This window comes from Streptomyces sp. NPDC127106 (assembly GCF_042677605.1).
In the GTDB taxonomy this organism is placed as follows: domain Bacteria; phylum Actinomycetota; class Actinomycetes; order Streptomycetales; family Streptomycetaceae; genus Streptomyces.
The window spans coordinates 15,948-42,606 of the sequence record NZ_JBHXTC010000010.1 but is presented as its reverse complement, the minus strand read 5'-3'; the positions used below and the strand labels follow the sequence as shown (position 1 = coordinate 42,606).

Here is a 26,659-nt window from a genome sequence, read left to right as displayed (position 1 = left end):
GGGATCAGACCCGAGCGGGCTGCGGCAGCGGCGCCTGCGGCAGCGGCGCCTGCTGGAGCGGGACCGGACGTGGCGCGGCCGCCGGCGGCGGGTCGAGCCGGACCTCGGGCGGCGCCGCCGCAGGCATGGTCAGCCCGGCGATCCCGCACGGCACCTCGGCGGTGGAGTACGGCAGGCGCAGCCGCCCCTCGGGGCTCCACAGGCCGGTGCCGAGCCAGCCGACGGGCGCGGGAAGGCGGAAGACGCGCCGGTCGGCGGGGCGCCACAAGCCGAGGCTGCCGTCCTCCAGCCGCAGTGCGACCGCGCAGCTCTCCGGCATCAGGGCCTGGCCGGGCTGGACCGCGAACGGCGCCCCGGCCTCGCCGCGCAGGCACTCCGGGAAGCGGACCGGCAGCGAGCTGCCGAGGACGCCCCAGCCCAGGCGGGGCGTGCCGGGGGCGTCCGAGCGGATCAGCAGCAGCCCGCTGTCGGGGTCGGCCAGCAGCAGCCGGTCGTTGCTGCCGTCCGCGATCTGCAGGAGCGGGGAGGCCGCCCCGCCCCCGGCCAGGTCCACCGCGACGGCCTTGACGATGCCGTCCAGCTCCCGGTCCAGGGCCAGCATCCGGCCCCCGCGGTCCAGCCAGACGCCGCCCGTGCACCGGCCCGCGATCCTCGCGGCCGGCCCGAAGGGGCCGCCGGCCACCCGCCAGACGGTGGTTTCGGTGCCCGAGACGGCCAGGGCGAAGGCGTCCCGCCCGTCCGGGGACGGGGGCAGCAGGGACACCCGTACGCCCTGCCCGCCGGGCTCCACCGAACCCAGCGGGAGCTCCCCGGTCCGCCAGCCGGCCCCGGTGCTGCCGGTCGGGTACAGCAGGGCGAAGGCGTGCCGCTGCGCGACCCGGCGGTGGATCAGCACCCGGCCGTCGGCCAGCGGCTGGACCTCGCTGTCCGCCTCCTCGGGCTGGGCCAGCGGCAGCGGCACCGCGTACGGCTCGGGGCCCGCGAGGGTCCAGCGCTCCGGATAGCGCGCCTCGCCGGCGCCGGCCAGCCGGGCAGCGTACGACCCGTCCGCGGCGATGGTGAACGGGGCAGCCGTCGTGATCTCGATGGCACAGACAGTCATCCGTGCGTCACCTCCGGTGAGGAAGCTAGTTTTCGCAATTCCAGGCGAACAACGCGACCCCCGGTGCTTCACACGTACGGGTGGCCGGCCGGCGGTTCTGCCGTGGTGGAGGGAGAGCCTGTGCCTGTGCGGGTCCCGCGGGCGTACCCGGGGGGCGCAGGGGCGGTCCGGGGTGCGGGCGGGGACACGAGCGAGGACGCGGGCGGGGACGCGGGCAGGGGGCGAGTTCGGGGTGCGGGCCGGGGGTGCGGGCGGGGCGGGGCCGGGGCGACTCCCGCCGTCCCGCACGGACGGTAGCCTTGGCCTGTGCCACGTCTCTCTGAAGTCATCGCCGCGCTGGACGCTCTCTGGCCCCCCTCGCGGGCCGAGGAGTGGGACGCGGTCGGAACCGTCTGCGGTGACCCCGACGCCGGGGTCACCCGGGTCCTGTTCGCCGTCGACCCGGTCCAGGAGGTCGTCGACGAGGCGGTGAAGCTGGGCGCCGACCTGCTCGTCACCCACCACCCCCTCTACCTGCGCGGCACCACCACGGTGTCGGCCGGCACCTTCAAGGGCCGCGCCGTGCACACGCTCATCAAGAACGACATCGCGCTGCACGTCGCCCACACCAACGCCGACACCGCCGACCCGGGCGTCTCCGACGCCCTCGCCGGCGCCCTCGACCTGCGCATCACCGGCCCGCTCGTGCCCGACCCGACGGACCCCGAGGGCCGCCGCGGCCTCGGCCGGATCTGCGAACTGGACCACCCCGAGACGCTGCGCGAGTTCGCCGCCCGCGCCGCCGCCCGGCTGCCGCGGACCGCGCAGGGCATCCGCGTCGCCGGCGACCCGGACATGACGATCCGTCGGGTCGCCGTCTCCGGCGGCTCCGGCGACAGCCTGTTCGCGCAGGTCCGGGAGGCGGGCGTCGACGCCTTCGTCACCGCCGACCTGCGCCACCACCCGGCCTCCGAGGCCCGCGAGCAGAGCCCGCTGGCCCTCGTCGACGCCGCCCACTGGGCCACCGAGTGGCCCTGGTGCGAGCAGGCCGCGGCCCAGCTCGACGCCATCTCGGAGCGCCACGGCTGGGGCCTGCGCACCCACGTCTCGCGCACCGTCACCGACCCCTGGACGGCGCACGCGCCGTCCGCCGACTCCCCGACTACCCCTGGAGCCCCCAACTGAACGCCGAGCCCGCCGACCAGATCCGACTCCTCGACGTCCAGGCGCTGGACGTGCGGCTGTCCCAGCTCGCCCACAAGCGCGCCTCGCTGCCCGAGCACGCCGAGGTCGACTCCCTGACCAAGGACCTGAGTCAGCAGCGCGACCTGCTCGTGGCGGCGCAGACGCAGGCGAGCGACGCCGCCCGCGAGCAGACCAAGGCGGAGCAGGACGTCGACCAGGTCCGCCAGCGCGCTGCCCGCGACCAGCAGCGGCTGGACTCCGGCGTCGGCATGTCGGCCCGCGACCTGTCGAACCTGCAGAGCGAGGTGGTCTCCCTCGCCAAGCGCCAGGCCGACCTCGAGGACGTCGTCCTGGAGGTGATGGAGCGTCTGGAGGCCGCCCAGGAGCGGGTCGCCGAGAACACCGAGCGCGTCTCCGCCCTCGAAGCCAAGCTCGCCGACGTCACCGCCCGCCGCGACGCTGCCACCGGCGAACTCGACGCCGAGAGCGCGAAGGCCACCAAGGACCGCGAGGTCGTCGTCGCCTCCATGCCGGCCGACCTGATGGCCCTGTACGAGAAGATCCGCCTGAAGCAGGGCGGCATCGGCGCGGCCCGCCTCTACCAGCGCCGCTGCGAGGGCTGCCGCCTGGAGCTCGACATGTCCGAGATCAACGAGATCAAGGCCGCGGCCCCCAACCAGGTGGTCCGGCACGACTCCTGCGGCCGCATCCTGGTCCGTACGGCGGACTCGGGCATCTGATGCCGCGGTTGGTCGTGGAGGCGGACGGCGGTTCCCGGGGCAACCCGGGGCCCGCCGGCTACGGCGCGGTCGTCCTCGACCCGGCGACGGGCGAGACCCTGGCGGAACGCGCCGAGTACATCGGCATCGCCACGAACAACGTGGCGGAGTACAAGGGACTCATCGCCGGCCTCGCGGCCGCCCACGAACTGGACCCCGACGCACAGGTCGAGGTCCGGATGGACTCCAAGCTCGTCGTCGAGCAGATGTCGGGCCGCTGGAAGATCAAGCACCCGGACATGAAGCCGCTCGCGGCGGAGGCGGCCCGGATCCTGCCCCGCGCGCAGGTCTCGTACGAGTGGATCCCGCGCGAGCAGAACAAGCACGCCGACCGGCTCGCCAACGAGGCGATGGACGCGGGCCGGCAGGGACGGCAGTGGGAGCCTTCGGCCTCCACCGCCGCCCTGGACGCCTCCGCCGCGCGCGCCCTGGCCACCCCGCCGCCGTCCGGCCCGCCCGGGGACGCGGCGGTCGGCGCCGCCGCGGTCCGCGCGGCACTCGCCACGACGACGGCCCCGGGCGGCACCCTGCCCGCCCCCGCTGCCCCGTCCGCCCCTGCCGCCCCTGCTGTTCAACCGGCTGCGGGACCGTCCAAGGGCGGAACCCAGGGCTGGGGCCCGGACATGGGCCCGCCGGCCACGTTCGTCCTGCTCCGCCACGGTGAGACCGCCCTCACCCCGCAGAAGCGCTTCTCCGGCAGCGGCGGCAGCGACCCCGAACTCTCCCCGGCCGGCCGCCGCCAGGCCCACGCCGTGGCCGAGGCGCTGGCCGCGCGCGGCACCATCCAGACCGTCATCAGCTCCCCGCTGCGCCGCTGCCGCGAGACCGCGCAGACCGTGGCCGACCGCCTCGGCCTCGACGTGACCGTCGAAAAGGGCCTGCGCGAGGTGGACTTCGGTGCATGGGAGGGCCTGACCTTCACCGAGGTGCAGGAGCGGTTCCCCGAGGACCTCCAGGCCTGGCTGGACTCCCCGAAGGCCGCCCCGACCGGCGGCGGCGAGAGCTTCGCCGCCGCCACCCGCCGGATCTCGGCCACCCGTGACCGGCTCCTGGCCGCACACGCGGGCCGCACGGTGCTGCTGGTCACCCACGTGACCCCGGTGAAGATCCTCGTCCGGCTGGCCCTCGGCGCCCCGCCGGAATCCCTGTTCCGCATGGAGCTCTCCGCGGCCTCCCTCACGGCGGTCGCGTACTACGCCGACGGCAACGCCTCGGTACGCCTCCTGAACGACACGTCCCACCTCCGCTAGCCACCGCGCCCCGGGCCACGCGCCCGGGGCGGTCGAACGGCGGTCAGTGGATCTGGGTGACGATCACGTCGAGGGACCACGCCTTGGCCGGCTTCGCGGGGGCCTCGGCCTCGACGGCGTACCCCAGGTCCCGCAGTGCGGTCACCAGCTCCGCCGGTCCCTCCGGCACCGCCCCGGCCATCAGCAGGTCCCGCACCAGCCGCCCCTTCGTGGCCTTGTTGAAGTGGCTCACCACGGACCGCTTCTCGACCCCGTCGACGACCTGCGCGTGCAGCACCCGCACCGTCGCCGTGCGCCCGGCCGTCTCCCCCTTCGGCTTCCACGCCGCCGCGTACGCCGCCGACCGCAGGTCGAGGACCAGGCCGTCCCCGGCGGCTTCGGGCATCACCTCCGCCATCGGCGTCCGCCAGTGCGCCCCGAGTGCGCCGAGCCCGGGCAGCTTGACGCCCATGGAGCAGCGGTAGGAGGGGATCGCGTCCGTCACGCGGACGGCACCCCACAGCCCGGAGAACACCAGCAGCGACCGCTCGGCCAGGGCCCGCGCCCCGGCGGGGAGGTCGGCCAGCCCCAGGGCGTCGTACAGCACGCCGGTGTAGACCTCCCCGGCCGGCCGGGCGGCAGCCGTCCGCAGCGAGGCGTTCTTCGCGACCTCGCCGCGCAGCCCCTCGCTGAGGCCCAGCACCTCGCGCGCCTTCGGCTCGTCCGCCGAGCACAGCTCGACCAACTCGTCCAGGACGGCCGCCCGGGCCCGGGCCAGTCCGGGCAGGGAGAGCCCTTCGGGGCGCAGGGGTGCGCCGGAGCCGCCGGCGGCCTTTCCTTCGGACGGCGGCAGCAGCACGAGCACGGTGGTTCTCCTTCTTCGCTTCGAGCGCGGGGGTGCGGCCCCGGCATGCCAGCCTAAGCGCTCCGCGGGACGTGCCGTGAGGGGCCGGCGTCGTCTGCGGGCCCGTCGTGGCGGGTAGCGCAGGTTCCCGCGCCTCCTTCGGGGCGCTGCCGAACCGCAGCCGCCGCCCCGGCCGGCCCCGCTCGCCGCGCCGGTCGGGAGCCGCCGGCCTACGCTCGGGACATGCCTCGTCACCTCATGCACATGTCCGACGCGGCCGCGGAGGCCCTGCGCGCGGCCCTGAAGCAACTCCGGACGGAGCTGGAGGTCCCCCCGGACTTCCCCGCGCCCGTGCTCGCCGCCGCCGATGCCGCCGTGGCCGCGCCCCGGCTGCCCGACGAGGACGCCACCCACCTGCCGTTCTTCACGATCGACCCGCCGGCCTCGAAGGACCTCGATCAGGCCATGTACCTGGAACGGCGGCCGGGCGGCGGCTTCCGCGTCCACTACGCCATCGCCGACGTGGCCGCCTTCGTCACGCCCGGCGGCGCGCTGGACGCCGAGGCCCACGAGCGGGTCGAGACGCTGTACTTCCCCGACGGCAAGGTGCCCCTGCACCCGCCCGCGATCTCCGAGGGCGCGGCCAGCCTGCTGCCGGACCGGACCGTCCCCGCCCTGCTGTGGCAGCACGACCTCGACACCCACGGCGAGGTCACGCACTCCCACGTGCGCCGGGCCCTGGTCCGCAGCCGGGCCAAGCTGAACTACGCGGGCGTCCAGCAGGCCTTCGACGCGGGCACCGTCGAGGAGCCGGTGGCCCTGCTGCGCGACATCGGCATCCTGCGGGAGGCCGTCGAGGTCGCGCGCGGCGGCATTTCTGTCACCCTGCCGGACCAGGAGGTGACCCTGGAGGAGGGATCGTTCCGGCTGAGCTACCGGGAACCGCTGGCCGTGGAGGGCTGGAACGAGCAGATCTCCCTCATGACCGGGATGGCCGCGGCCCGGATGATGCTGGACAGCGGTACGGGAGTCCTGCGGACCCAGCGGACGGCCAAGCCGGACGTGGTGACGCGGGTGCGCGCGATCGCCCGGGTGCTGGGCATCGACTGGCCGCACCACGTCTCGTACGCCGATCTGGTCCGCCGCCTCGATCCGCGCGACCAGAAGCACGCGGCCTTCCTCAGCGAGGCCACCGCCGTGCTGCTCCGGGCGGAGTACACGCCCTTCCGTGACCACCGCTTCCCGGAGCACACGGTCCACGCGGCGATCGCGGCCCCCTATACGCACTGCACGGCTCCGCTGCGGCGCCTGATCGACCGGTACACCGGCGAGCTGTGCGTGGCGGCCTGCGCGGACCAGGCCCCGCCGGACTGGGTGCTCACCGCCCTGTACGGCCTCCCGTGTGACATGGCACGGGGGAAGGGGAGCAGGGCGGACCGGCGCTCCGTGGACCTGGCGGAGGCGGCGGTGCTCATGAACCGGGTGGGCGAGGTCTTCGACGCCGCGGTCATCAACACCGACAAGGAGGCCGGCAGGCCGCGCGAGGGCATGCTGCACCTGGCGGACCCCGCCGTGCTGGGCAAGGCCACGTCCAGCGCCGACCTCCGTCTGGGCGAGAGCGTCCGGGCCACGCTCAAGCGGGCGGACCCCGAACACCCCGAGCAGGACAAGGTCCTCTTCAGCGTGCCGTAGCGGCCTCCCGGCCGGCCCGCACCGCCGCGACGAGCGCGGCCGGGTCGTCGGCGTGGAAGCGCAGGCCGCAGGCCTCGCCCCAGGCACCCAGCGGTCGGACGAACGGCAGCGGCCGAGCGAGCTCCACGGTGACCGTCGTCTGGCTGCCGACGATCAGGTCCAGCACGCCGTCCTCCCCGAGCCGCACCAGCCGGCCCTCCGGGTAGCGCCGGTCCACCCGGACCGAGGCGATCGCGTCCGCGGGCACCCGCAGGTCGAACAGGGCGCCGTACCGGACGCGCAACGAGCCGTCGGCGGACACGACGTGCGGCCGGGTCACGCAGGCCGCGTGCAGGGCCAGCATCAGCAGCACCCCGTACACGTCGATGACCAGCACCACGCGGTGCACGGCGGGCCAGGGGATCAGCACCGACAGGGCGATGGTCTCGATCACCGACACGAAGACGAACCCGTACATCATCGCCGTCTGCGGGCCGGTGTACGGCGCGGCGTGTTCCCCGGCCCCCACCCCGTGCCGCCGTCGGGTGATCCACAGCGCCAGCGAGGCCCCGGCCCGCAGTTCGTGCACGAGCAGCCGGCGCACCTGCACCGGCACCACGGTCCGTACGGCGCCCCGCAGAGCCGGGCCGCGCCCGGCGCCGCGGGCGCGCCCGGCGGCGTACAGTCCGCGCAGCACCCACGCCTCCAGTACGAGCACGCCCAGCACCGCCGTCTCGGCGGCGACCGCCGCCCACGGCGGGATCCGCATCCCGGACGCCAGGCACAGCACGAGCAGCAGCTCGGCCGGTATCACCGCGGCCACCGCCAGCCGCGCCGCACGCACCCCGCTCATCCACGACCCCTTTCCATGAACGCCTCCATCACCCGGCGGACCACCTCGGCCTGCGCGGGTTCGTACTCGGCCAGCAGGGCCTCCTTGAAGCCGGGGGCCACCGGCCCGCCGGCCGGGATCACCGCGAACACCTCGTCCGGCACGGCCGCCACCAGGTCCTCGGCGAGCTGCGGGATCCGGGGGTCGTCGGCGGCCGCCCCGTGCAGGGCGTCGAGCCGCTCGTACAGGGCCAGTACGGCGGGGTCCGCGGCCAGCGGCCCGAGCGCCGCGTACAGCGCCTCGCCGCCGCCCGCCGCGTCGAGCAGTTCCAGGTGCTCCCGGTCCTTGCGGGCCGCCGGCGAGCCGGTCTCCGGTGCCTTCGCCAGCAGTGCGGCGAGCCCGGGCGAGAGCACCCCGCCCGGCGCAACCTCGTCCCCGGCTCCGGGCTGCGTCGCGGCGAGCAGCGCCGCGAGCCGCTCCCGGCGCGCCCGGATCTCCGCCTCCTGCCGGGCCAGGTCCGCGTCCAGCTCTTCCAGTACGTCGGCCAGGTCGCGGCCCGCGTCGTCGCCGAGCACGTCCCGGACCTCGTCCAGGCTCAGGCCGAGCTCGGTGAGCCGGCGCACCCGGGCCAGCAGGACGGCGTCCCGCACCGTGTAGGCACGGTAGCCGTTGGCCAGCCGCTCCGGCTCCGGGAGGAGTCCGACATGGTGGTAGTGCCGGATCGCCCGGGGGGTGACCCCGACGACCGCGGCGATCTCTCCGATCCGCATGGGGCCCAGTAGAAACCCTGCCGCTGCGGCAAGGTCAAGCGGCGCCGCGGCGGCGGGTAGCATGGTCATTCGCAGAACAACGCCGGCGGACGGCCGCGTCGGGGCTCCGGCCCCGCCGAGGAACGTCCGGGCTCCACAGGGCAGGGTGGTGGGTAACGCCCACCCGGGGTGACCCGCGGGACAGTGCCACAGAAAACAGACCGCCGGGGGCTTCGGCTCCCGGTAAGGGTGAAACGGTGGTGTAAGAGACCACCAGCGCCTGGGGTGACCCAGGCGGCTAGGTAAACCCCACTCGGAGCAAGGTCAAGAGGAGTCGTCTCCGGACGGCTCTGCGCGGACGATCGAGGGCTGCCCGCCCGAGTTCGCGGGTAGACCGCATGAGGCCGGTGGCAACACCGGTCCTAGATGGATGGCCGTCTCCCCGGCGACCGTGAGGTCACCGGGTGACAGAACCCGGCGTACAGCCGGCGTTGTTCTGCACCGGACGTGGCTCGGGCCCCGCACACGCGTGTGCGGGGCCCGACCCGTGTGCAAGCCCGTTCCGGCGGGGTCGACGGCTGGTCAGTGGTGGGGCCAGGCGACGGACGCGGGGCTTCGGCCCGCGGAGCCGGCGTATTCGGCGCAGGCGTCCGTGAGGGTCTCCAGCAGCGTGAGCGGGTCCGGCAGGGCGTGTTCCATGCCGCGGACCCAGGTCACCGCGTGGTCACCGGGCAGCACCGCCGGCGGCACCAGCACGTAGCTGCCGCGGCAGTGCCACCGCAGCCCGGGGTGCTCGTCCATGGTCTCGGGGTGGCAGTCCAGCTCGCAGGGCCACCACTCGTCCTCGTCCTCGGGGGTGCCGCGCGTCGCGGTGAAGAAGAGCATGCGGGCCTGGTCGCCGGTGCCGCCGGACTCGGCGACGGGGCCGACGTCGACGCCGGCGTCGAGGAGCCGGCCCAGTGCGCGGGTTCCGGCCTCCAGCGGGACGTCGAGCACGTCGTGGAGCATGCCGGTCGCGGTGATGAAGTTGGCCTGGGGCTGGTTGCGGGCCCAGCGTTCGATCTGCGCGCGGTCGGTGGTCGACTGGGTCTGCCAGGCGAAGGAGAGGGGGTGCCGCGCGGGAGTGGGACAGCCGATGCGGTCACAGGAGCAGCGGTAGCCGGCGGGGTGGGCGGCCGGGGCGAGCGGCAGGCCGGCGGCGGCGACGGACAACAGGAGTTCCTCGCGTACCCGGACGGGGTCTTCGGGCGAGGGTTTCGAACGCCGGCGCAGCCACTGCGAAATCCTGCTCTGCTCGCCGCGTTTGACGCGGCCGGACTCGGACCCCATCTATCCCCTCACCTCACCGTTGGCCACCGGCAGACCCTCACATCGTCCCACCATCCTGAGGTCCGGATGACCGCTCTCCCCCACCGGGGGGTGGGGGTGAAGACTGTGCGAACGGCAGCCGAACGGCAGGAAAACCGCCATATGTCATGGGAAATCGGGCGATTGTTTGCACCGGTCGCGGTCCAGTGGGGCTGCGGTGACCTTCGCCACCCCGGCCCGCCGGAGACGGAGGTCAGGCCCGCACGCCGGACAGCACGCCGTCCACCAGGGCGTCGGCGTACGCGTGGGTCAGCGGCGCGGTGCGCAGCAGCCAGCGGTACGTGAGCGGCCCGACCAGCATTTCCACGGTCAGCCGGAGGTCCGCGTCGGGCGCGAGCTGGCCGGCCTCCTGAGCGGTGCGCAACCGTGCCTCGTACAGGGCGAGCTGCGGTTCCAGCAACTGTTCGGTGAACCGGGCGCCGAGCTCGGCGTCGGTGGCCCCGGCGGCAGTGAGGGCGCGTGCGGGGGCGGCGTACTTCTCGTCGTTGAACTCGTCCACGGTTGCCCGCAGTACGGTCTTCAGGTCGGCGGCGAGGTCCCCGGTGTCGGGGAAGCCGGCCCAGCCGCCCTCCGTCTCCGCGTCCCCGGCGAGGGCGAGCGAGGCGTCGAGCAGCACCGCGGCCTTCGACGGCCACCAGCGGTAGATCGTCTGCTTGCCGACGCCGGCGCGGGCGGCGATCGCCTCGATGGTCAGCCTGTTGTAGCCGACCTCCCCGACAAGGGTGAGTGCCGCGTCGAGGATGGCCCGCCGCGAGCGGTCGCTGCGCCGGCTGGCGTCGGGGGCCTTCACGTCCGGGTTCTTGCTGCTCATTCGGACAAATTACCAACCGAAACGTCTCGTCTTTGAGTCATTCCGCAAACCACCCGGACAGTTCACTGCGCGGTTCCCCCGGGGGAGAGACGATTCTCTCCACAAGTCCGTGAGTCGTGAGGAGCCTTCTTTGCGCAGAGACGCCACACCCCGGCGCTACCTGATGTGCCCACCGGCACACTTCAAGGTCACGTACTCCATCAACCCGTGGATGGATCCCACGAAACCGGTGGACCTGCCCCTCGCACACGCCCAGTGGGAAGACCTCAAGGACCGCTACCTCTCCCTCGGCCACACCGTCGAAACGCTCGAACCGGACCCCGGGCTTCCCGACATGGTCTTCGCCGCCAACGGCGCCCTCGTCATCGACGGCCGGGTGCTCGGCGCCCGGTTCGCCCACCCGGAGCGGGCCCCCGAGGCGGAGATCCACCTCGACTGGTTCCGCTCCCACGGCTTCCGCGACGTCCACGAGCCCGCGCACGTCAACGAGGGCGAGGGCGACTTCGCCGTCACCACCAGCTGGATCCTGGCCGGGCGCGGCTTCCGTTCCAGCCCGCTCTCGCACGACGAGGCCCAGGAGTTCTTCGGCCGCCCGGTGATCGGCCTGGACCTGGTGGACCCGCGCTACTACCACCTGGACACCGCGCTGTGCGTGCTCGACGGCGACGAGGTGATGTACCACCCCGAGGCGTTCTCGCCCGGCAGCCGGGCAGTGCTGCGGAGGCTGTTCCCGGACGCGCTGCTCGCCGACGACCGGGACGCGGCGGCGCTCGGCCTGAACGCGGTGTCCGACGGCCACCACGTCCTGTTGCCGCAGGCGGCGACCGGGCTACTGGGACCCCTGCGCGACCGCGGGTTCGAGCCGATCCCGATGGACCTGGGGGAGCTGCTCAAGGGCGGCGGCAGCGTGAAGTGCTGCACCCAGGAGCTGCGGATGTAGCGGCTGCCGGGGTTACGGGGCCGACGGGTCGGCCGGGGGCCACTGGTCGCCCCACTCCGCGTCCCGGGCCGCCTTGTACAGGTCGCCGTGGCGCTTGGTCACGGTGGACCGGGTCAGCCCCTCGTCCTGCGGACCGCACAGGTCCAGCAGGACGAGCCCCTTCCGGATCTGTGGCTTGCGCGTGATCCGGAAGGGGACCGGCTCCGCCGGGAACCGGGTCGCGGCGACGTAGCTGAACTTCTCGTCCTCGTACGCCAGCGAGCCGCCCTTGACCTGCCGGTGCAGGGAGGACCGGCTGACCCGCGCCGAGAAGTGGCACCAGTCCTGCCCGACCTCGATCGGGCAGGTCCCGTCGTGCGGGCAGGGCGCGGCGACCCGCAGCCCGGCCTCGATCAGCTGGTCCCGGGCCTCGCGGATGCGCAGGTACCCGTCGGGTGTGCCCGGCTCGATCAGGACCACGGCCTGGCCGGCCCGGGCGGCCTCGGCCACCACGGCCCGGCGGGCGTCGGGCGTGAGCTCTCCCAGTACGTAGGACACGGTCACGAGGTCGGCCTCGGGCAGGCTGATCCCGGAGCCGATGACGGCCCGCCGCCACTCGGCGGACCGCAGCACCCCAGAGCCGGAGGCCCCGGCCAGCTCCCGGCCGAGGGCGAGGGCGGGCTCCGCCCAGTCGAGGACCGTGGTCGTGCGGGGGCCGTCCCAGGTGGCGTCGACCGCCCAGGTCGCCGCGCCGGTGCCGCCGCCCACGTCCACGTGCGAGGCCGGGGCCCACTGCGGGGCGGCCCAGGCGAGTCCGGCCAGGGCCCCCCGTACGGCCTCGAAGGTGGCCGGCATCCGGTACGCCGCGTACGCCGCCACGTCGGAGCGGTCGCGCAGGACGGGCGCGTCGGTGGGCGTGCGCCCCCGGTAGTTGGCGATGAGCCGCTCGACGGCGGCCGCGGCCTGCTTCGGGGGGAGGCCGTCGAGCAGCCCGGCCAGAGCGGACCGGAGGGCTTCGGCGGTGGTGGGGGCGGAGGCGTTCACCTCCGAAGTTTACGGCGCGCCCGGGAAGCGCCGGTCAGGCGTCGCCCGTCGCGCCTGCGTCGCCCGTGGCGCCCTGCCGGCGCCAGGGCCGGCACATGCCGAGGAAGCAGCCCGCCGCGAGCAGCGAGCAGGCGACCTGGACCACGGCCATCGGTACGGCCGTGTCCTCGCCCGCGATCCCGACCAGCGGCGAGGCGATCGCCCCGACCAGGAAGGAGGCGGTGCCGAGCAGGGCCGAGGCCGATCCGGCGGCGTGTGGGGTGCGCATCAGGGCCAGCGCGTTGGTGTTCGGCAGGACCAGGCCCATCGCCGACATCAGCACGAACAGCGCGGTGGCGACCGGAACCAGGCCCACCCGCCCGAACACCCCCGTGGACATCAGCAGCAGCGCCACCGCGGCGGCCGTGACGACGGCGAGCCCGACCGCCAGCACCTTGTCCAGGCTGACCCGGCCGACCAGCAGCTTGCCGTTGACCTGCCCGGCCAGGATCAGCCCGACGGAGTTGAGGCCGAACAGCAGGCTGAAGGTCTGCGGGGAGGCCCCGTAGATCTCCTGCACCACGAAGGGGGAGGCGGATATGTACGAGAAGAGCGTGGCGAAGGCGAAGCCGCCCGCCAGGGTGTACCCGGCGAAGACGCGGTCGGCGAGCAGGCCCCGCATGGTCCGCAGCGCGGTCCCCACACCCCCGGTGTGCCGCCGCGCGGGCGGCAGCGTCTCGCCGAGGTTGCGCCACACCAGCAGGGTGAGGACGAGGCCGACGCCGGCGAGCACGGCGAAGACCCCGCGCCAGTCGGCGAAGCGGAGCACCTGGGCGCCGATGAGCGGGGCGACGATCGGGGCCACGCCGGAGATGAGCATCAGGGTGGAGAAGAACCGGGCCATCTCGACCCCGTCGTACAGGTCGCGGACGACGGCGCGGGCGATGACGATCCCGGCGGACCCGGCCAGACCCTGGAGGAGGCGGAAGCCGATCAGGAGCCCGGCGCTCGGGGCGAAGGCGCAGACGGCGGTGGCGATCACGTAGAGGACCATGCCGGCCAACAACGGTCCGCGGCGTCCCCACTTGTCGCTCATCGGCCCGATGACGAGCTGGCCCAGCGCCATGCCGGCGAGGCAGGCCGTGAGGGTGAGCTGGATGGTGGCGGCCGGGCTGTGCAGGGCTGCGGTGACCTCCGGCAGGGCCGGCAGGTACATGTCCATCGACAGCGGGGCCAGGGCACTGAGGCCGCCCAGGACGACGGTGACGAGGAGCCCGGTGCGGCGCGCGGCGGCCGTCGGGGTGTCCGTGGCTTCGGCCTGGGCCGGGACGGAGACGGAGGCGGAGGCGGAATCGGGGGCGGAATCGGGGGCGGAATCGGAGGGGGCCCGTGGGGTGGATGCGTTCGGTGCGGTGGACCGCGTCTTCGGCGACGCCTCGTGCGAAGCGGCCGTCGCAGGGCCTGTCTCCGGCATGCGGGACTCCTGTCTCTTTCGTCGTCTTTTCACACCCCTGACCGCCCCATGCTCTCAGCTGGCGGAACGTCCGTGGACGCCCGCGGCATGTGACGTACCCTGCGGGCCCATGGACGCAAGTGGGAAGAAGATCGCCGTCGTCACCGGGGCCGGCTCCGGCATCGGCCGTTCCGTCGCCCTCGCCCTCGCCGGCGCCGGCTGGTCGGTGGCCGCCGCCGGCCGCCGTACCGAACCGCTCCAGGAGACGGCCGAAGCGGCCGAAGCGGCCGGACCCGGCGCGGACGTGCTGTGCGTCCGGGCGGACGTGAGCGACCCGGACGACGTGGCCGCCCTCTTCGCGGCGGTGCGCGAGCGATACGGCCGCCTCGACCTGCTGTTCAACAACGCGGGCACCTTCGGCCCGGGCGCCGTCCCCCTGGAGGACCTCCCCTACGAGGCCTGGCGCTCGGTGGTCGACGTCAACCTCACCGGGGCCTTCCTGTGCGCGCAGGCGGCGTTCCGGCAGATGAAGGAGCAGGACCCGCAGGGCGGCCGGATCATCAACAACGGCTCCATCTCCGCCCACGTGCCGCGGCCGCACTCGATCGCCTACACCGCGACCAAGCACGCCGTGACGGGCCTGACCAAGTCGCTGTCGCTGGACGGGCGCCCGTACCGGATCGCCTGCGGCCAGATCGACATCGGCAACGCGGCCACCGAGATGACCGAGCGGATGCAGCAGGGGATCCTCCAGCCCAACGGGCAGCTGGCGGTGGAGCCGGTGATGGACGCGGCCGACGTGGCCCGGACCGTGGTGCACATGGCGCAGCTGCCGCTGGAGGCGAACGTGCAGTTCGCGACGGTGATGGCGACCGCGATGCCGTACATCGGGCGCGGCTGAGCGGAGGCCGGAAGGGGCGGCTGAGCGGAGGCCCGGAACGGGCGGCCGGGTGCGGCCGGGGACGGGCGGCCGGGTGCGGCCGGGGACGGGCGGCCGGGCGCGGCCGGGGACGGGCGGCCGGGCGCGGCCGGGAATGACCGGGCCCCGGCCCGGGTTGGGGCGATCATGACGACCGAGGTACTGCGCTACACCGCCTTCTCCGACGACCCCGCCGGCGGCAACCCCGCCGGGGTCGTGCTCGACGCGAGCGCCCTGGACGACGCCGCGATGCTCCGGATCGCAGCCGGACTCGGCTACAGCGAGACGGCGTTCCTCACCGGCCCGCCACCGGGGCTCGACGGTGCGCCCGGCCGGGCGTTCACCCTGCGGTTCTTCAGCCCCAAGGCGGAGGTGTCCTTCTGCGGGCACGCCACGGTGGCCGCTTCCGTGGCCCTCTCGGAGCGGATCGGCCCCGGCGAGCTGCTCTTCGCCACCCCCGCCGGCACCGTCCCCGTCTCGGTGACCGGGACCGGCGCCGGGGGCCTGCGGGCCGTCCTGACCAGCGTCGCGCCGCACACCGAGGAGATCGCGGACGCCGACCTCACCGAGGCGCTCGCCGCCCTGGACTGGCCGGCCGCCGACCTCGACCCGGCGTTCCCGCCCCGGATCGCCTTCGCCGGAGCCCGCCACCTGGTGCTCGGCGCGGCCACCCGGGCCCGCCTCGCGGACCTCGACTACGACTTCGCCCGGCTGGAGGCGCTGATGCGCCGCCTGGACCTGACCACGGTTCAGCTGGTGCACCGGGCCGGCCCGGACACCTTCCACGTCCGTGACCCGTTCCCGGTCGGCGGTGTCGTCGAGGACCCCGCCACGGGAGCGGCGGCCGCCGCCTTCGGGGCGTACGCCCGCGAGCTCGGACTCGTCCCCGAGGAGGCCGTGCTCACCCTCCAGCAGGGCGAGGACATGGGCCGCCCGGGGGTCCTCACCGTGGAACTGCGGGCGGGCGACCCGCGGGTGCGGGTCGGCGGCGCCGGCGTCCGCATCCCCGGATGAGGCTCGTCACCTACCCCGAGGCGGACCTGCCCGCGGAACTCGCGGCGCAGGTCGTCGAGCTGGAGGAGCAGGCCTGGCCCGGCAACCGCCACGGCCACGATCCGGAGCTCGCACCGCTGATGATGCTGCTGCTGGACGCCGACGGGGCGGTGGCCGCCTCGCTGGCCCTGCTGCACAAGCCGGTCCGGCACGCGGGGCGCACGTACCGCGCGGCCGGGCTGAGCACCGTGGTCACCCGCCGGGCGGCACGGGGTCGCGGCCACGGCGGCCGGCTGGTGGCCGCGGCCCGGGCGGCGCTGGCCGCCGACCCGGCCGTGGACGTGGTCCTGTTCAGCTGCGACCGGCCGCTGGTCGGCTTCTACGAGGCGGCCGGCTTCACCCGGCTGCCCGGTGCGGTCCTGGTGGGCGGCACGCCCGAGGCGCCGCTGGCCAGCGACGCGCCCGGGTTCGCCAAGGAGGTCCTCGGGGACTTCCCGGCCGGGCGCGCCGAGGCCGCCACGTTCGCGGGGACCCGGATCGCCCTGTACCCGGGGCTCGTCGACCGCCTCTGGTGATGCCGCCGGCGGTACGCCCGCCACCCGCTCGCCGCCCGTACGCGGGGACGGCCCGGACACACGGTCCGGGGCCTTCCGCGCGTACGGGCGGGGCGGTCTACGCGCCGGGCCGGGCCTCCGCCGCCGGGTCCGCGGCGACCCCCGGGGCCGGGGCCTGCGCGGGCCGCGCCGGGCGCCGGGCGCCCTGCGCGAGGAAGAGGGCCAGCGTGGGCACGAGGTAGAGGACCCATACCGCGACCTGGAGCCAGGTCGGGTCCGGCTGGAAGTTGAACGTGCCCTTCAGCAGGGTCCCGTACCAGCTGTCCGGCGGGACGGCCCCGCTGATGTCGAAGGCCCTGTCCGTCAGGCCGGGCAGGAACTCGGCCTCCTGGAGGTCGTGCACGCCGTACGCGAGCACGCCCGCGGCGACCACGACCAGCATCGCGCCCGTCCACGTGAAGAACCTGGACAGGTCGATCCGCAGGGCGCCGCGGTAGAACAGCCAGCCGAGCAGGACCGACGTGCCGAGGCCCAGCAGGACGCCGATCAGGGGTGCGGAGCCGTCACCCGCGGCGTGCACCGACCGCCACACGAACAGCGAGGTCTCCAGCCCCTCGCGGCCGACGGCCAGGAACGCCGTCGCCACCAGGGCGCCCGTGCCCATGGCGAGGGCCGCGTCGAGCTTGCCGTGGAGCTCGGCCTTCAGGTGCCGCGCGGTGCGCTTCATCCAGAAGACCATCCACGTCACCAGGCCGACCGCGACGATCGACAGGCTGCCGCCGATCGCCTCCTGTGCCTGGAACGTCAGTTCCGAGGTGCCGAATTCGAGCGCGGCCCCGAAGGCGAGGCTGATCGCGGCCGCGAGGCCCACGCCCAGCCACAGCGGGGGCAGCTTGTCCCGGTTCTCCGTCTTGACCAGGTACGCGACGAGGATGCAGACGACCAGGCTGGCCTCCAGCCCCTCGCGCAGGCCGATCAGATAGTTGCTGAACACGTCGGTTCTCCTCGTCTGCGGACCCGTGTCAGGCGAACAGGGTCCGGCCCCACCAGTCGTCCTCGTCGCGGACGCCCGGCGGGACGGCGAAGACCGCCGAACCCACGTGCTGGATGTACTCGTTGAGGACGTCGGACTTCGCCAGCTGCCGCTGGATCGGGATGAAGCCCTTGCGGACGTCGCGCTGGTAGGCGATGAAGAACAGGCCCGCGTCGAGGCGGCCCAGCCCGTCCGTTCCGTCGGTGAAGGAGTAGCCGCGGCGCAGGATCGTCGCCCCGCCGTTGCTGTCGGGGTGCGCGAGGCGGACGTGCGCCTCCGGTTTCATCGCCTTCAGGAACGGCTCGTCGCGCTCCTTGGACCTGCCGACCGGCGCGCCCTCGCCCTTGTCGCGGCCGAAGATGTCCTCCTGCTCCTGCAGGGGGGTGCGGTCCCAGGTCTCGATGTTCATGCGGATGCGGCGGGCGACCAGGTACGAGCCGCCCGCCAACCAGGGGCTGCCGTCCTCCGCGCCGACCCACACGTGCTCGTCGAGGGCGGCCCTGTCGGTTCCGGAGATGTTCCGGGTGCCGTCCTTGAAGCCCATCATGTTGCGCGGGGTCTGCGCCTCGGGGGTGGTCGAGGAGGTCTTGCCGAAGCCGAGCTGCGACCAGCGCATCGCGACCTTGCCGAAGCCGATGCGGGCGAGCTGGCGGATGGCGTGCACGGCGACCTGCGGGTCGTCCGCGCAGGCCTGGACGCACAGGTCGCCGCCGGAGCGGGTCGGGTCCAGGTTGTCGCCGGGGAACAGCTCCAGGTCCACCAGGGCCTGCGGGCGCTCGCCCTCCAGGCCGAAGCGGTCCTTGGCGAACAGGCCCGGGCCGAAGCCGACGGTCAGCGTCAGCCGGGACGGCTTGAGGCCGAGGGCCTCGCCGGTGTCGGTCGGCGGGGCCTCGGGCCGGCCCTCGTAGGCGTCGCCGACCGGACGGCCCGCCGTCATCAGGCGGGCCGCCGCGGTCCAGTCCTTCAGCAGCTCGACCAGCTCGGCGCGGTCCTTCGTCTTCACGTCGAAGGCCGCGAAGTGCAGGCGGTCCTGGACCGCGCTGGCGATACCGGCCTGGTGGGCGCCGTGGAAGGGCACCGCCCCACCCGCCGACGCCGCCGGGGCCAGGTCGGCGGAGGGGGCGAGGGCAGCCGCCGCGCCACCGACCGCGGCGGCGCCGAGCGTCAGCCCGGCCCCGCCCCAGCCGAGCACGGAGCGCCGCGAGGGGCGGCCGGCCTGGGCCGGCGCAGATTCAGTCATTCCGGGTTCTCCCGCCTGCTGTTGACCGTTGCCGGGACTACTTGGCGACCGCGGCGGCCAGCTTCGAGAGCGGCTCGGCCAGCGCGTTGACGCCGTCCGACAGCTCCTTGCGCTCGGTCTCGCCGACCTTGTCGTAGGAGGTGAACTCGTAGGTGTTCTTGTCCGCGCGGTACTTGTCCAACAGCGCGTTCAGCGCGGCGAACTGGGTGTCGAGCTGCTTGGCGAGCTCGGCGTCGTTCTTCGCCGCGACCGGCTTGAGCAGCTCGTACGCCTTCTGCGCGCCCTCGACGTTGGCCTTGAAGTCGACCAGGTCGGTGTGGCTGTAGCGCTCCTCCTCGCCCGTCACCTTGCCGGTGGCGACCTCGTCGAGGAGCTCCTTGGCGCCGTTGGCGATGGAGGTGGGGGTGATCTCCGCCTGGCCGACCTTCTTCTGCCAGTCGGTCAGGTCGGTGATCAGCTGGTCGGCGAGCTTCTTCTCCTCGTCGCCGATCCTGCCGTCGGCCCACAGCGCCTTCTCCAGGCGGTGCCAGCCGGTCCAGTCCTTCGCCGGGTCCTGGCCGGCCTCCAGGCCGTCCTCGCGGACGTCGACCTTCGGGTCGATGTCGCCGAAGGACTCGGCGACCGGCTCGGTGCGCTCCCAGCCGATGCGGGAGGGGGCGTAGGCCTTCTTCGCGGCCTCCAGGTCGCCGGACTTGACCGCGTCCGCGAACGCCCTGGCCGCGGGGAGGGTCTCGTCGGCCTGCTCCTGCACGTACTTGCGGTAGCCGGCGACCGCGGCGTCCAGCTCGGGGCTGCGCTTCTCGGCGGCGCCGTTGCCGGTGGCCTTGACCTTCTGGCGGATGCCGTCGCCCTTCATGCCGGGCTTGCAGGCTATCTCGTAGTCGCCGGCCTTGACTTCGGCGGTGATGGTGGCCTTGGTGCCGGGGCCGATGTTCTCGCGCTCGGTGACGATCCGGTCGTCCGGGAAGAGGACGTACAGCTCGGTGACCTTCGAGCCCTTGTTCTCGACCTCGATCGTGACCTTGCCCGCCGGGAACTCGGTCGTGGAGACCTCGCACGCGGTGTCGGAGGCGGCGACCTTGACGGTCTTGCCGTCTGCCGAACCGCCCTTCTCTGCGCAGCCGGTGACGGCCGTGAGCGCGGCCGTGACGGCGGCCGCGGTGAGGACGGTGAGGCGAGCGGGACGCATGGGGGCTCCTGGGGTCAGGGGGTCAGGGGGTCAGGGGGTCGGGGACGGCGTGCGGCAGGCGGCCGTCCGGGGTGGGGCGGCTGGCGAGGCGGACCTTGGTCAGCTGAGCCTTACTTAGCTCATACCGGTCCGTCCAGTGGTGTGACGCACACCTTTCGGCTCCGGGTACGGAGCCGTCACGGGGCCCTCACCAAGGCCCGTGGGAGGGTCAAGCGGACGTCAAACCGAAGTGGCCGTTCCGTACGGTGGGCCGGTCTGCGTCGCGCACCGGGAGCACCATCGGAATCCCGGATTGCGGATGTGGCAGGACTTCCACGGGCTGCCGGTAGACCTGGCTGAGCAGATCCGCGCGCAGCACCTTCGCCGGTGGTCCGTCCGCCGCGATCCGCCCGCCCTCCAGGACGGCGATGCGGTCGGCGTAGGCCGCGGCGAGGCCCAGGTCGTGCAGGACCGCGACCACCGCGTCCCCGGCCGCGGCCCGCTCCCGGCAGATCCGCAGCACCAGCTCCTGGTGGCGCAGGTCCAGGGCCGCCGTCGGCTCGTCGAGCAGCAGCAGCGGGGCCTGTTGGGCCAGGACGCGGGCCAGCGCCACCCGGGCCCGTTCCCCGCCGGACAGCGCGGTGAAGGGGCGGTCGGCGAAACCGGACACCTCCGTAGCGGCCATCGCCCGGGCCACCGCCTCCCCGTCGGCGTCGGCGTCGGCGTCGGCCGCGCCGGCCGCGCCGGCCACGCCGGTGCCGGCCCAGGGCGCGCGGCCCATCGCCACGACCTCCGCCACGGTGAACGGAAAGGACAGCTCCGCGGCCTGCGGGAGCACCGCGCGGCGCAGGGCCAGTTCCGGCGCCGCCCATGCGCCGGCCGGGCGCCCGTCGATCCGTACGGTGCCGGACGCGGCGGGCAGGTCGGCGGCGAGCGCGGCCAGCAGCGTGGACTTGCCGGCGCCGTTCGGGCCGACCAGGGCGAGCACCTCCCCGGCCCGCGCGGCCAGGTCGATCCCGGCGAGGACCGCGCGCCCGCCGAGGCGGACGTGCAGGCCGACGGCCTCGGCGACGGCGGTGCCGGCGGGGCGGCGTTCGGGGACGGTGGGCCGGCGCCGGCGCAGGAAGCGGTGGCGGGCGGATCCCGTGGTGGCGGTCATGCCCAGCCTCCTTGCCTGCGGCGGGTGCGGCGCAGCAGCCAGAAGAAGAACGGGCTGCCGATCAGCGCGGTGAGCACCCCGAGCGGCAGCTCGGCCGGGGCCGCCGCGGTCCGGGCGGCGAGGTCGCCCGCGAGCAGTACCGCCGCGCCGGCCAGGGCGCTGCCGGGGACCAGGAAGCGGTGGCCGGGGCCGTTCGCCATGCGCAGCAGGTGCGGGACGAGCAGCCCGACGAAGGTGATGACGCCGGCCACGGCGACGGCGGCTGCGGTCAGCAGGGCGACGACGACGATGAGCGCGAGCCGCAGCCGCTCGACGTCCACGCCCAGGTGGCGGGCGGACCGCTCGCCGAGGGAGAGCAGGTCCAGCCGGCGGGCGTAGCAGGGGGCGAGGACCAGTCCGGCGGCGGCGCAGGGCAGGACGGCGAGCACCTTGGGCCAGGTGGCCTGGGCGAGGGAACCGAGCTGCCAGAAGGTGATCTGGTTGACCTGGCCGCTGTCCGCGAAGAAGACGAACAGGCCGATGAGGGCGCCCGCGAAGGCGTTGACGGCGATGCCGGTGAGGACGAGGGTGACGACCTCGGTCCGGCCTCCGGTCCGCGACAGCAGGTACACGGCACTGACGGTGACCAGCCCGGCGGTGAACGCGCAGGCGGTAACCGTCCAGTTGCCGAGGAAACCGAGGCCGAGGCCGATGGCGGCGACCGCGCCGACGGCGGCGCCCGCGGAGATGCCGATGACGCCCGGCTCGGCGAGCGGATTGCCGAACACCCCCTGCATCAGGGCTCCCGCGCACCCCAGGCTGGCTCCGACGAGCAGCGCGAGGGCGACGCGGGGGAGGCGTACGTTCCACAGCACGCTCTCGCCGACCCGGTCGAGCGCGGCCCCGCCCAGGCCCAAGTGGTGCTGCACGGAGCCGATCACGTCCCCGAGGGGGATCTCGTACGCCCCGACCCCCGCGGAGGCGAACGCGAGCAGGACGAGCCCGGCGGCGAGCCCGGCGGTCAGCCGGCCGCTGCGCCCCCTGCCCCCGCCCGACGGGGTGGTGACGGTGACGGTGAGGGCGGTCGCAGTCGCAGTCGCAGTCGCAGTCGCGGTCGCGGTCGCCGGTTCGGGTGCGGGCGTCGCCGTTTCCGCGGCGGGGTCCGTGGTGCGGTCGCCCATGTCAGGCCTTGCCGTAGAGCTGGGCGACGAGGGAGGTGAGCACCTGGTCGGTGCGGGGGCCGTAGTTGAGGAGGACGCCGTCGTCGATGCTGATCACGCGGCGGTCCATGCCGGCCGGGGTCTGGGCGACGCCCGGGATCTTCACCAGGCCGTCCGGGCCGCCGACGGACTCCAGGCCCTTGGACATGACGAGGAGGGCGTCGGGCGCGGCGGCCGCGAGGGCCTCGCTGGTGATCGGGGTGAAGTCCTTGCCGAGGCCGGATTCCTTGCCGGTGTCGACGGCGCCCGCGGCCTCCAGCAGCGAGGACGCCCCGGAGTCGGAGCCGCCCATCAGGTACACGGACGCGGTACCGCGCAGGTACAGGAACGCCACCCGGGGCCGTTTGCCGGGTGCGGCCCGCGCCGGGACGGCCGCACGGGCCGCGGCGATCCGCTCGGCCGTGCGCTGGTTCAGCCGGGTCCCGGCGTCCTTGACGCCGAGCGCGGCGGCCACGGCGTCGATCCGGCGGGGTACGTCGTCCAGGGACTTGGCCGGGGCGACCACGAGGAGCGGGATGCCGGCGTCGCGGATCTGCCGGACCGCCTCGGCGGGGCCGGTGGTGGTCTCGGCCAGCACCAGCGTGGGGCGCAGGGACAGCACGCTCTCGGCGGAGACCTCGTGGCCCCGGGTCACCACGGGGAGCTGCGCGGCCTGTTCGAAGGTGGCGGTGATGTCGCGGGCGACGACCTGCGGGCCGAGGCCGAGGGTGTGGACGATCTCGTTGAGGCTGCCGGTCAGCGGGACGACGCGATCGGCGGAGGTGACCGTCACCTGGCCGCCGTCGGCCGAGGGCACGGTCACCGGGAGGGCGGGGGCCGGGGCGGGGGAGAGCGGTTCCACCCGGTCCGGGGGCGCGGCGGCGGCGCCGCGGGCGGCCGGGCCCGCGCCGGGGGAGTCCGTGCTCGCGCAGCCGGTCACGGCGGCTGCCGCCAGGGCACAGAAGGCGAGGGCGAGGCGGCCGGGGGAGCGGCGGCGCAAAGGGGAGGCCGCGGCGGGCGTAGGCACGAAGGCACCGTCCTGGTCGTCCGACTGATGGTCCGTCGGGCGGGGGTTCCGCTCCCGACCGAGATAGCTTAGGTTAGCCTAACCTTACCGACCAGGTCCTGGAGGGGACATCGATGTCCGCACGCCCCGTCCGCCCGTTCGCCGTCGCCCTGGTGGCGACCCTGGCGGCTCTGCTCGCGGCCCTGCTCCCCGCCGCCGGAGCCCACGCGGCGAGCCGTACCGTGCAGGGCGGCAGGCTCGACTGGGGCGTCAAATCGTCCTTCCAGAGTTATGTCACCGGGCCCGTCGCAAAAGGCGGTTTCCAGCTGAAGAACGGCGCCGCCACGGTCGGCGGCAGCCTGTTCCGCTTCCACTCGGCGACCGGCTCCTACGACCCCGACACCGGCGCCTTCGAGGCGGCCTTCAGCGGCGGCGTCGCCTTCCACGGCCACCAGAAGCCCGACGGCGGCAACGAGCTGGACCTGACGATCAGCCGGCCCGCGATCCGCATCGAAGGCGGCAGCGGCACCCTCTACGCCGACGTCGTGGGCAAGGCCAAGGACACCGGCCAGGTCACCAGCCGCTCCCGGGTCCCCTTCGCCGCCCTCGGCCTCGGCGGCATCAACATGAAGGGCGGCGGCAGCCCCCTCGCCCTCACCAACGTCCCCGTCACCCTCACCGAACAGGGCGCCCAGGCCTTCGCCGGCTACTACCCGGCCGGCACCCCGCTCGACCCCCTCACGCTTTCCGTCGACGTCCAGTCCGCCCCGGCCGCAGCGTCCTCGCCGTCCCCGAGCGCCGCGGCCGGGGCCCCGCCCGGCACGCAGACCCCCGCCGGACAGGGCTCGTTCGCCGACGCGGCCGTCGACTGGGGAGTGCGGCGCACCTTCCGCGAGTACGTCACCGGCGCCGTCGGCCAGGGCAGGTGGACCCTCGCCGAGGGCGCCCAGGACGGCGGGGCGCTGTTCCGCTTCCCGCAGGGCAAGGGCCTGTACGACGGCCAAAAGGGCACCCTCGACGCCGCCTTCGCGGGCACGGTCCACTTCACCGGCGCCCACCTCGACCTCAAGCTCGGCAGGGTCGCCGTCAAGGTGGAGGGCGGCAAGGGCGTCCTCACCGCCGACGTCACCACCGGCGGGGCGACGAAGGCCGCCGTGCCGCTCGTGGAGTTCGACGCGGCCGGCCTGAAGGCCGAGGGCGCGCTCGCCACCCTCACCGAGGCCCGCGCCACCCTCACCGAGGGCGGCGCCCAGGCCTTCAACTCCCTGTACAAGGCCGGCACCGAGATGGACCCCGTCTCGCTCGCCGTCGCCCTCGACGCCACCGTCCGGCTGCCCGCCCTGCCCGACCTGGGCTCCGCCCCCACCGCGCCCGCCCCGCAGACGACCGACTCCCCGGCCGCCGGGCCGTCCGCCCCCGCCGCGCAGTCCGGCGGACCGTCGGACACCGGGCTGTACGTCGCCCTCGCCGCGGCCCTCCTGGTCCTGGCCGGCGGCGCCGCCTGGCTGCTGGTGCGGCGGCGCCGTACGCGGGCGGCCGCCTCCGGCGAACAGCCGGGCCGCCCCTGAGCCGGACCAGCCGGGCCGCCCCTGAGCCGGACCAGCCGGGTCCCCGAGCCACCGTCCCGCACGCCGCACGCGGCTGCTTGCCACCCCCATTTCCCTTCAGGAGAACCAGCCCATGTCCTCATCCACCCCCCGCCGCTCCCTGTCCCTCGCGGCGGCCGTCGTCACCGCCGCCGCGCTCGGCGCCACCGCCTTCGCCCTGCCCGCCACCGCCGTGGGCGCCGCGCCCGCCGCGCCGGCCGCCGTCACCGCCGCCGCACCCGTACCGATCGTCAACGGCACCCTCGACTGGGGCGTCCTGGCGCGCTACCGGGCGTACGTCACGAACACGGCCGAGGGCACGATCACCCCGGCCGACGGCGCCGCGGTCAACGCGGACGGCACCTTCCGCTTCACCTCCGCCACCGGTGCGTACGACAAGGACGGCGGCCACGTCCTGACCGCCGCCTTCAAGGGCAGCGTCACCTTCGAGTCGACCGCCCACGGCTTCAAGGTGACCCTCGCCAACCTCCGCATCAACACGGGCACCAAGAAGCTCACCGCCGACGTCACCAAGAACGGCGCGCTCACCCGCGACGTCCCGCTGGCGGACGTCGCCTTCACCGGCCGCGCGATGGACAAGCTCGCCACCACCCTCACCAAGGAGGCCGCCGACCAGCTCGGATACGCCGGGTACGCGGGCATGGCCGGCGACCCGCTCACCGCGGCCCCGGAGTTCGGCAGCACCACGCCGTCGTCGTCCGCGCCCGCGCCGTCCACCTCGACGGCGCCCTCCCCGTCGGCGCCGAACGGCGGGCCCGCCCCGACGCCCGCTCCCTCGTCGTCGGCGAGCTCCCCGTCCGCGAGTTCCCCGTCGTCGTCCGGCCCGCAGCAGTTGCTGGGTGGCCGGCTGACCTGGGGCATGAAGGAGTCGTTCCGTACGTACGTCGTGCGGGGCGGCGGCTCCGTCACCCCGGCCGGCGGGGCGCTGGCCGCCGGAAACACCTTCTCCTTTGCCTTCGGCAAAGGCGAACTCGACGCGGCCAAGCAGAAGCTGAACGCCTCCTTCGCCGGCAGCCTCCGCTTCCAGCAGCCCAGCCACCGCATCGACCTGACTTTCACCAACCTGCGCGTCAACACCGAGGGCAAGAAGGGCACCCTGGTCCTGGACGTGACGACGCCCAAGGCGACCAAGGCGGACGTCCCCTTCGCCACCCTCGACCTGTCGAAGACCGACTACCGCACCAACGGTGGCGTGCTCACCCTCGCGTCCGTCCCGGCCGCCTTCACCGCCGAGGGCGCCGCCTCGATCGGCTACTCGCACACCGACTACGCCGAAGGCAAGCCCACCGACCCGGTCACCCTGTCGGTCACCGTGGACAAGGACGCCGTCCTGCCCAGCACCGCGCCCACGACGGGCCGGACCGGCAGCACCACGACGGGCGGCACCACCGGCACCAGCGGCAGCACCGGAACCGGCAGCACGGTCGGCGGCGGCACGGGCGGCTCCACCGGCGGGCAGCTCGCCGCCACCGGCGCCGACGTCCCGGCCGGGGCCCTGCTCGCCACCTCCGGCGCGGCCGTCGTGGTCGGTGCGGGTGCCCTGTCCCTCGCCCGCAGGCGGCGTACCGCCCGCCCCTGACCCGGGCCGTGTTTGAATGCCCGCGTGAACGATCTCGACGTACTCAGGGTCTTTTGCGCGGGCGACGGCCGGTTCGGCAACCTGCTCGGCGTCGTACGCGACGGCCGGACCTTCCCCGACGACGCGTCCCGGCAGGCCCTGGCCGCGGAACTCGGCTACAGCGAGACGGTGTTCGTCGACGACCCCCTGCCCGGGGTCGTCGACATCCCCACCCCCCGCACGCGGAAGTGCCTGGCCGGGCATCCGCCCCTGGGTGTCGCCGGGGTGCTGGACCAAGAG

Annotated in this window: 25 protein-coding genes and 1 other RNA gene; 12 read left to right on the top strand and 14 right to left on the bottom strand. The window is 74.6% G+C overall.

From position 1 onward, the window contains the following. Nucleotides 1-4: 4 nt before the first annotated feature. Nucleotides 5-1,102 (bottom strand): hypothetical protein, encoded by a 1,098-nt coding sequence (locus ACFVGY_RS12420; protein ID WP_385675057.1) that lies wholly within the window; start codon nucleotides 1,100-1,102, stop codon nucleotides 5-7. A 306-nt stretch (nucleotides 1,103-1,408) separates the two neighbouring features. On the opposite strand from ACFVGY_RS12420, the gene ACFVGY_RS12415 reads away from it, so the two are divergent. Genes ACFVGY_RS12415 through ACFVGY_RS12405 form a run of 3 tightly spaced genes read left to right on the top strand, consistent with a single transcriptional unit; the run spans nucleotide 1,409 to nucleotide 4,295 of the window. Next, a complete protein-coding gene (locus ACFVGY_RS12415; RefSeq protein ID WP_385675054.1) occupies nucleotides 1,409-2,266 on the top strand; it encodes a Nif3-like dinuclear metal center hexameric protein in 858 nt (285 codons plus the stop codon). Then, the gene (locus ACFVGY_RS12410) at nucleotides 2,263-3,006 is read left to right on the top strand and encodes a zinc ribbon domain-containing protein (RefSeq protein WP_385675330.1); all 744 of its coding nucleotides are present in this window, start codon (nucleotides 2,263-2,265) and stop codon (nucleotides 3,004-3,006) included. Before ACFVGY_RS12415 ends, ACFVGY_RS12410 begins: the two co-directional genes overlap by 4 nt. Then, nucleotides 3,006-4,295: a bifunctional RNase H/acid phosphatase gene (locus ACFVGY_RS12405; RefSeq protein ID WP_385675051.1), complete on the top strand. Its 1,290-nt coding sequence runs from the start codon at nucleotides 3,006-3,008 to the stop codon at nucleotides 4,293-4,295. The genes ACFVGY_RS12410 and ACFVGY_RS12405 overlap by 1 nt, the downstream gene beginning before the upstream one ends. 43 nt (nucleotides 4,296-4,338) lie before the next feature. Here the strand turns inward: ACFVGY_RS12405 and yaaA are convergent, their stop codons facing one another. Continuing rightward, nucleotides 4,339-5,139 (bottom strand): peroxide stress protein YaaA, encoded by an 801-nt coding sequence (gene yaaA / locus ACFVGY_RS12400; protein WP_385675048.1) that lies wholly within the window; start codon nucleotides 5,137-5,139, stop codon nucleotides 4,339-4,341. Nucleotides 5,140-5,361: 222 nt separating this feature from the next. Here yaaA and ACFVGY_RS12395 point away from each other — a divergent pair, with 222 nt between their 5' ends. Continuing rightward, nucleotides 5,362-6,810, top strand: coding sequence for an RNB domain-containing ribonuclease (locus ACFVGY_RS12395; RefSeq protein WP_385675045.1), 1,449 nt, complete (start codon nucleotides 5,362-5,364; stop codon nucleotides 6,808-6,810). Here ACFVGY_RS12395 and ACFVGY_RS12390 read toward each other — a convergent pair. Next, nucleotides 6,797-7,642, bottom strand: coding sequence for a hypothetical protein (locus ACFVGY_RS12390; RefSeq protein ID WP_385675042.1), 846 nt, complete (start codon nucleotides 7,640-7,642; stop codon nucleotides 6,797-6,799). The two genes, ACFVGY_RS12395 and ACFVGY_RS12390, sit on opposite strands and share 14 nt — an antisense overlap. Continuing rightward, the gene (locus tag ACFVGY_RS12385; protein ID WP_385675039.1) at nucleotides 7,639-8,391 is read right to left on the bottom strand and encodes a MerR family transcriptional regulator; all 753 of its coding nucleotides are present in this window, start codon (nucleotides 8,389-8,391) and stop codon (nucleotides 7,639-7,641) included. Before ACFVGY_RS12385 ends, ACFVGY_RS12390 begins: the two co-directional genes overlap by 4 nt. Nucleotides 8,392-8,468: 77 nt before the next feature. Here ACFVGY_RS12385 and rnpB point away from each other — a divergent pair. After that, an RNA gene (gene rnpB, locus ACFVGY_RS12380) (RNase P RNA component class A) lies at nucleotides 8,469-8,868 on the top strand. Nucleotides 8,869-8,952: 84 nt separating this feature from the next. Here the strand turns inward: rnpB and ACFVGY_RS12375 are convergent. Together ACFVGY_RS12375 and ACFVGY_RS12370 are read right to left on the bottom strand one after the other, a co-directional pair. Next, entirely contained in the window at nucleotides 8,953-9,699 is a 747-nt protein-coding gene (locus ACFVGY_RS12375) for a bifunctional DNA primase/polymerase (RefSeq protein WP_385675036.1), read from the bottom strand. 232 nt (nucleotides 9,700-9,931) lie between these two features. Next, complete coding sequence (locus ACFVGY_RS12370) at nucleotides 9,932-10,549, bottom strand: TetR/AcrR family transcriptional regulator (RefSeq protein WP_385675033.1); 618 nt, start codon at nucleotides 10,547-10,549, stop codon at nucleotides 9,932-9,934. A 109-nt stretch (nucleotides 10,550-10,658) separates the two neighbouring features. Here ACFVGY_RS12370 and ddaH point away from each other — a divergent pair, with 109 nt between their 5' ends. Continuing rightward, on the top strand, nucleotides 10,659-11,489 hold the full coding sequence (ddaH, locus tag ACFVGY_RS12365; RefSeq protein WP_385675030.1) for a dimethylargininase: 831 nt from the start codon (nucleotides 10,659-10,661) through the stop codon (nucleotides 11,487-11,489). Between the two features lie 12 nt (nucleotides 11,490-11,501). Here the strand turns inward: ddaH and ACFVGY_RS12360 are convergent, their stop codons facing one another. Beyond that, a complete protein-coding gene (locus ACFVGY_RS12360; RefSeq protein WP_385675027.1) occupies nucleotides 11,502-12,512 on the bottom strand; it encodes a small ribosomal subunit Rsm22 family protein in 1,011 nt (336 codons plus the stop codon). 34 nt (nucleotides 12,513-12,546) lie between these two features. Then, entirely contained in the window at nucleotides 12,547-13,965 is a 1,419-nt protein-coding gene (locus tag ACFVGY_RS12355) for a multidrug effflux MFS transporter (RefSeq protein ID WP_385675024.1), read from the bottom strand. Between the two features lie 109 nt (nucleotides 13,966-14,074). Here ACFVGY_RS12355 and ACFVGY_RS12350 point away from each other — a divergent pair, with 109 nt between their 5' ends. The 3 genes from ACFVGY_RS12350 (at nucleotide 14,075) to ACFVGY_RS12340 (ending at nucleotide 16,431) form a co-directional block, all read left to right on the top strand. Further along, entirely contained in the window at nucleotides 14,075-14,845 is a 771-nt protein-coding gene (locus tag ACFVGY_RS12350; RefSeq protein ID WP_385675021.1) for an SDR family oxidoreductase, read from the top strand. Between the two features lie 165 nt (nucleotides 14,846-15,010). Next, nucleotides 15,011-15,877, top strand: coding sequence for a PhzF family phenazine biosynthesis protein (locus ACFVGY_RS12345; protein ID WP_385675018.1), 867 nt, complete (start codon nucleotides 15,011-15,013; stop codon nucleotides 15,875-15,877). After that, nucleotides 15,874-16,431: a GNAT family N-acetyltransferase gene (locus ACFVGY_RS12340; RefSeq protein ID WP_385675015.1), complete on the top strand. Its 558-nt coding sequence runs from the start codon at nucleotides 15,874-15,876 to the stop codon at nucleotides 16,429-16,431. Before ACFVGY_RS12345 ends, ACFVGY_RS12340 begins: the two co-directional genes overlap by 4 nt. A gap of 97 nt (nucleotides 16,432-16,528) precedes the next feature. Here ACFVGY_RS12340 and efeU read toward each other — a convergent pair whose 3' ends face one another. The 6 genes from efeU to ACFVGY_RS12310 all read right to left on the bottom strand — a co-directional run bounded on the left by efeU (nucleotide 16,529) and on the right by ACFVGY_RS12310 (nucleotide 23,215). Continuing rightward, on the bottom strand, nucleotides 16,529-17,404 hold the full coding sequence (efeU, locus tag ACFVGY_RS12335; protein ID WP_385675012.1) for an iron uptake transporter permease EfeU: 876 nt from the start codon (nucleotides 17,402-17,404) through the stop codon (nucleotides 16,529-16,531). Between the two features lie 28 nt (nucleotides 17,405-17,432). Further along, nucleotides 17,433-18,683 carry an iron uptake transporter deferrochelatase/peroxidase subunit gene (efeB, locus tag ACFVGY_RS12330; RefSeq protein WP_385675009.1) on the bottom strand — a complete coding sequence of 417 codons (1,251 nt, stop codon included), beginning with the start codon at nucleotides 18,681-18,683 and terminating at the stop codon, nucleotides 17,433-17,435. Nucleotides 18,684-18,720: 37 nt separating this feature from the next. Beyond that, nucleotides 18,721-19,872, bottom strand: a complete 1,152-nt coding sequence (efeO, locus tag ACFVGY_RS12325; RefSeq protein ID WP_385675006.1) for an iron uptake system protein EfeO — start codon at nucleotides 19,870-19,872, stop codon at nucleotides 18,721-18,723. Nucleotides 19,873-20,080: 208 nt separating this feature from the next. Next, entirely contained in the window at nucleotides 20,081-21,010 is a 930-nt protein-coding gene (locus ACFVGY_RS12320; protein ID WP_385675003.1) for a heme ABC transporter ATP-binding protein, read from the bottom strand. Further along, nucleotides 21,007-22,170: a FecCD family ABC transporter permease gene (locus tag ACFVGY_RS12315; protein WP_385675000.1), complete on the bottom strand. Its 1,164-nt coding sequence runs from the start codon at nucleotides 22,168-22,170 to the stop codon at nucleotides 21,007-21,009. The genes ACFVGY_RS12320 and ACFVGY_RS12315 overlap by 4 nt, the downstream gene beginning before the upstream one ends. 1 nt (nucleotide 22,171) lies before the next feature. Beyond that, nucleotides 22,172-23,215: a hemin ABC transporter substrate-binding protein gene (locus tag ACFVGY_RS12310; RefSeq protein WP_385674997.1), complete on the bottom strand. Its 1,044-nt coding sequence runs from the start codon at nucleotides 23,213-23,215 to the stop codon at nucleotides 22,172-22,174. A 113-nt stretch (nucleotides 23,216-23,328) separates the two neighbouring features. Between ACFVGY_RS12310 and ACFVGY_RS12305 the strand changes: the two genes are divergently transcribed. The 3 genes from ACFVGY_RS12305 to ACFVGY_RS12295 all read left to right on the top strand — a co-directional run. Beyond that, nucleotides 23,329-24,762, top strand: coding sequence for an HtaA domain-containing protein (locus ACFVGY_RS12305; protein ID WP_385674994.1), 1,434 nt, complete (start codon nucleotides 23,329-23,331; stop codon nucleotides 24,760-24,762). Between the two features lie 112 nt (nucleotides 24,763-24,874). Further along, the gene (locus ACFVGY_RS12300) at nucleotides 24,875-26,380 is read left to right on the top strand and encodes an HtaA domain-containing protein (RefSeq protein ID WP_385674991.1); all 1,506 of its coding nucleotides are present in this window, start codon (nucleotides 24,875-24,877) and stop codon (nucleotides 26,378-26,380) included. 24 nt (nucleotides 26,381-26,404) lie between these two features. Next, on the top strand, nucleotides 26,405-26,659 hold a 255-nt coding region (locus ACFVGY_RS12295), incomplete at its 3' end, for a PhzF family phenazine biosynthesis protein (protein WP_385674988.1).

Excerpts from the sequence above, each read along its gene's own strand:
- ACFVGY_RS12395 (WP_385675045.1), top strand. The coding sequence starts at position 5,362 with ATGCCTCGTCACCTCATGCACATGTCCGACGCGGCCGCGGAGGCCCTG.
- efeB (WP_385675009.1), bottom strand. The coding sequence starts at position 18,683 with ATGACTGAATCTGCGCCGGCCCAGGCCGGCCGCCCCTCGCGGCGCTCC.
- ACFVGY_RS12405 (WP_385675051.1), top strand. The coding sequence starts at position 3,006 with ATGCCGCGGTTGGTCGTGGAGGCGGACGGCGGTTCCCGGGGCAACCCG.
- ACFVGY_RS12315 (WP_385675000.1), bottom strand. The coding sequence starts at position 22,170 with ATGGGCGACCGCACCACGGACCCCGCCGCGGAAACGGCGACGCCCGCA.
- ACFVGY_RS12320 (WP_385675003.1), bottom strand. The coding sequence starts at position 21,010 with ATGACCGCCACCACGGGATCCGCCCGCCACCGCTTCCTGCGCCGGCGC.
- ACFVGY_RS12420 (WP_385675057.1), bottom strand. The coding sequence starts at position 1,102 with ATGACTGTCTGTGCCATCGAGATCACGACGGCTGCCCCGTTCACCATC.
- ACFVGY_RS12390 (WP_385675042.1), bottom strand. The coding sequence starts at position 7,642 with ATGAGCGGGGTGCGTGCGGCGCGGCTGGCGGTGGCCGCGGTGATACCG.
- ACFVGY_RS12300 (WP_385674991.1), top strand. The coding sequence starts at position 24,875 with ATGTCCTCATCCACCCCCCGCCGCTCCCTGTCCCTCGCGGCGGCCGTC.
- ACFVGY_RS12370 (WP_385675033.1), bottom strand. The coding sequence starts at position 10,549 with ATGAGCAGCAAGAACCCGGACGTGAAGGCCCCCGACGCCAGCCGGCGC.
- ACFVGY_RS12305 (WP_385674994.1), top strand. The coding sequence starts at position 23,329 with ATGTCCGCACGCCCCGTCCGCCCGTTCGCCGTCGCCCTGGTGGCGACC.
- ACFVGY_RS12385 (WP_385675039.1), bottom strand. The coding sequence starts at position 8,391 with ATGCGGATCGGAGAGATCGCCGCGGTCGTCGGGGTCACCCCCCGGGCG.
- efeO (WP_385675006.1), bottom strand. The coding sequence starts at position 19,872 with ATGCGTCCCGCTCGCCTCACCGTCCTCACCGCGGCCGCCGTCACGGCC.
- ACFVGY_RS12355 (WP_385675024.1), bottom strand. The coding sequence starts at position 13,965 with ATGCCGGAGACAGGCCCTGCGACGGCCGCTTCGCACGAGGCGTCGCCG.
- ACFVGY_RS12350 (WP_385675021.1), top strand. The coding sequence starts at position 14,075 with ATGGACGCAAGTGGGAAGAAGATCGCCGTCGTCACCGGGGCCGGCTCC.
- ACFVGY_RS12340 (WP_385675015.1), top strand. The coding sequence starts at position 15,874 with ATGAGGCTCGTCACCTACCCCGAGGCGGACCTGCCCGCGGAACTCGCG.
- ACFVGY_RS12375 (WP_385675036.1), bottom strand. The coding sequence starts at position 9,699 with ATGGGGTCCGAGTCCGGCCGCGTCAAACGCGGCGAGCAGAGCAGGATT.
- ACFVGY_RS12345 (WP_385675018.1), top strand. The coding sequence starts at position 15,011 with ATGACGACCGAGGTACTGCGCTACACCGCCTTCTCCGACGACCCCGCC.